Genomic DNA, 3,372 nt, shown 5'->3' on the forward strand with positions numbered 1-3,372 from the left:
CATGGGGCTGAAATTCTCCAGCCTGGTGCTGGACCTGAGCTACGGGATCAAGGTTCTGGCCATCCTGCTGATCGGCGGTGCGTCGCTGGTGCTGGGCATGGGCCTGCCGGTCACGGCAAGCTATATCGTTCTGGCCACCCTGGCCGGGCCGGCCCTGCTGGACATGGGCGTTCCGTTATTGGTCAGCCACATGATCGTTTTCTGGTACTCCCAGGACGCCAACGTGACTCCGCCGGTGAGCCTGGCAAGTTTCGCCGGCGCCGGCGTGGCCGGCGCCAACCCCATGCGCACGGCCTTTACCTCGTGGAAGCTGGCCAAGGGGCTCTACATCATTCCCATCATCATGGCCGATCGCCCGCTGCTGGGAATGGGTCCCGGCTATGAACTGCTTCACTGGCAGGTGGGGTTGACCATGGCCACCACCATGCTGGGACTGATCGCCTTCGCTTCGGCCATCGAACGCTATTTGATCCGCCGGGCCACCTGGCCGGAAACCATGCTGTTCTGGATCGCCGCCGCCGGCCTTTTCTGGCCCGCATACTGGGCTGATGGCTTGGGCCTGATCGCTTTTACTGCGGCCGTTGCCCTGCAGAAAATGACCGGCTCTGCCAGTAAATAAAATGGGGGGCGTCCTCTCTGTGGGATATTGCCCCTTGATTTTCAGTCCCGCTTCATTTACCTCGGACGAATCATCTCTTTTTTCGACCATTTTCTGTTACCGTGTTCGAAAAATAGCTGCTTCGTAAATCCACAGCCACCGGAAGGGGAAGCACATGGGCGGATTGTTTGGCGTCGTTTCAACAGCTGACTGCGTATCTGAACTTTACTACGGCACGGATTACCACTCACACCTGGGCACCCGCCGCGGCGGCATGGCCGTACGCAACAAATCGGGTATCCAACGGGCCATTCACAATATCGAAAACAGTTATTTCAGGACCAAATTCGAAACTGACCTGAACCGCTTCCACGGCAATTTCGGCATCGGCGTAATCAGCGATACCGACCCCCAGCCGCTGATCGTGGGCTCTCACATGGGGACCTTCGGCATCGTTACCGTAGGTAAAATCAACAACCAGGAGGCGCTGGTCACGCGGGCCTTCAAGCGCAAAAACTTCTTTTCGGACACCACGGCCGGTGAGGTACACCCCACCGAAGTGGTGGCCATGCTCATCTGCGAGGCCGACAGCTACGTAGACGGCATCAAAAACGCCCAGGATGCCATCCAAGGCTCATGTTCGATGCTGCTGCTCACCGACCAGGGCATCATCGCCGCCCGTGACCGGTTGGGACGGACCCCCCTGACCATCGGCTGCCGCGAGGGCGCCTTTGCCGTCAGCTCCGAGACCTGCGCCTTTCCCAACCTGGGCTACGACGTGGATCACTGCCTGGGTCCCGGCGAAGTGATCCGGATCAATCCGGACGGCTGGGAGCAGCAGGCACCCCCTGGTGAATCCTTGCAGGTCTGCGCTTTCCTGTGGGTCTACTATGGCTATCCGGCGTCCGAATACGAAGGCATCAATGTGGAAGAGGTGCGCAACCGCTGCGGCGCGGCCCTGGCCGACAATGACGACACGCCAGTGGATTTCGTGGGCGGCATCCCGGATTCGGGCATCGGCCACGGCATCGGCTACGCCAACCAACGCGGCCTGCCCTACCGGCGACCTTTCGTCAAATACACCCCCACCTGGCCGCGCAGCTTCATGCCCCAAAACCAAAAGATGCGCGATCTGGTGGCCCGGATGAAGCTGATCCCCGTTCGCCAGCTCATCGATGGCCAGCGCATTCTCTTTTGCGAAGATTCAATTGTACGGGGCACCCAGTTGCGCGACAATGTGCAGGTGCTGTTCGAATACGGCGCCAGGGAAGTGCACATGCGGCCGGCCTGTCCCTGCCTGATCCACCCCTGCGAGTTCCTCAACTTCTCCACTTCGCGCTCCACCCTTGACCTGGCGGGCCGCACGGCAATCAGCCAGTTAGAAGGGGCAGAGGACAGGCACCTGGACGAATACGCCCGCCACGGATCCGAGAAAAACCTGGCCATGATCGACCGCATACGGGAGCAGTTGCACCTGACCACCTTGAAATACCAGCGCATGGACGACATGGTGGCGGCCATCGGCCTGCCCAAAAACCGACTGTGCACGCATTGCTGGGATGGCACCAGCTACACGTAGAAGATCTACTGGAAGAGGCATCTTTTAGCCCAGGCCGGCGTTCTCGCTCTGTCGAGCACGAAGTCAAGCTGTAGCGCTAACCTCGACGTAGCGCTGCTACGCCTCCGGTTTCGCTTGCGATGCGGCCTTGGCCTGAACCAAAACCGACCCCTTCCAATAGACCTTCTTTCCACGAAGCCATAAATTCCTGAATCCTAAATTCCCCAATTCAGGGGAACCCATCTTTAGGTTGACTTGATATACCGCTTGGTATATTAGCCGTTCCATGAAATCAGCAACCCACCCCCGATCCGAACGCACCCGGCAATTGATCATCGATTCAGCGGCACCCATCTTCAACAAAAAGGGCTATGCCGGCACCTCCATGTCCGACCTGACCACGGCCACAGGCCTGACCAAGGGCAGTATTTACGGCAACTTCAAGGATAAGGATGACGTGGCCGTGCATGCCTTCCAGCACAACATCGACCTGATCTTCGACTTCTTCACCAAGGAGCTCGAGGCCGCCGGCTCGACCATGGACAAGCTGCTGGCCTATCCCCGCGGCTTTCGCAAAATCTATCGCATGATTCTCTCCTACGGTGGCTGCCCCATTCTCAACACCGCCGTGGAGGCCGACGACACCCACGCCGTGCTGCGGAAAATGGCCGTGGATGTGCTGGTAAAATGGAAAAAGAGCATCATCACCCTAATCGAAAAGGGAAAATCCGAGGGAATTATCGGTACGGCCACCGATGCGCACAAGGCGGCGGAAATTCTCATCGCCCTCCTGGAGGGCGGCAGCGTTCTGTCCAAAGTCACCGGCGAGGAATCATACATGCTCAACGCCATCGACACCGCGGAAAGAATAATCACCGACATGCAACAGAAAGCGTAATCGGGCGCCACATACCAATCGGTATAATAAAATGCATACAAGGAGACGATCATGACCGATGTTTACAAGCGACTGGCCAAGCACCTGGACAACCTGCCGGCGGGCTACCCGAGCACGGATAGCGGTGTGGAGCTGAGAATTCTGAAACGCCTGTTCACCCCGGAAGAAGCCGAAGTCGCCATCACCCTCACCATGATGCCTGAACCTGCAGCGGGGATTGCTGCACGCACCGGCAGGGACGAAAGGAAAATGGCCGAAGCATTGGAGGAGATGGCCAAAAAGGGCCTTATTTTCAGGATGTCAAAAAAAGGCATAAAC

The 3,372-nt window shown here is 58.2% G+C and carries 3 protein-coding genes and 1 pseudogene; all 4 read left to right on the top strand.

What is annotated here, in order from left to right; all coding sequences use genetic code 11:
* A partial coding sequence (locus ABYV26_RS23310) for a TRAP transporter large permease subunit (protein ID WP_372683751.1) occupies nt 1-619 on the top strand: 619 nt, incomplete at its 5' end.
* A 154-nt stretch (nt 620-773) separates the two neighbouring features.
* Nucleotides 774-2,177, top strand: coding sequence for an amidophosphoribosyltransferase (locus ABYV26_RS23315; RefSeq protein WP_372683752.1), 1,404 nt, complete (start codon nt 774-776; stop codon nt 2,175-2,177).
* A 265-nt stretch (nt 2,178-2,442) separates the two neighbouring features.
* Nucleotides 2,443-3,054, top strand: coding sequence for a TetR/AcrR family transcriptional regulator (locus ABYV26_RS23320; RefSeq protein ID WP_372683753.1), 612 nt, complete (start codon nt 2,443-2,445; stop codon nt 3,052-3,054).
* A gap of 51 nt (nt 3,055-3,105) precedes the next feature.
* A pseudogene (locus ABYV26_RS23325) lies at nt 3,106-3,372 on the top strand (4Fe-4S ferredoxin); the annotation flags it as partial.

Source organism: Desulfosarcina sp., assembly GCF_041551955.1.
Lineage (GTDB): Bacteria > Desulfobacterota > Desulfobacteria > Desulfobacterales > Desulfosarcinaceae > Desulfosarcina.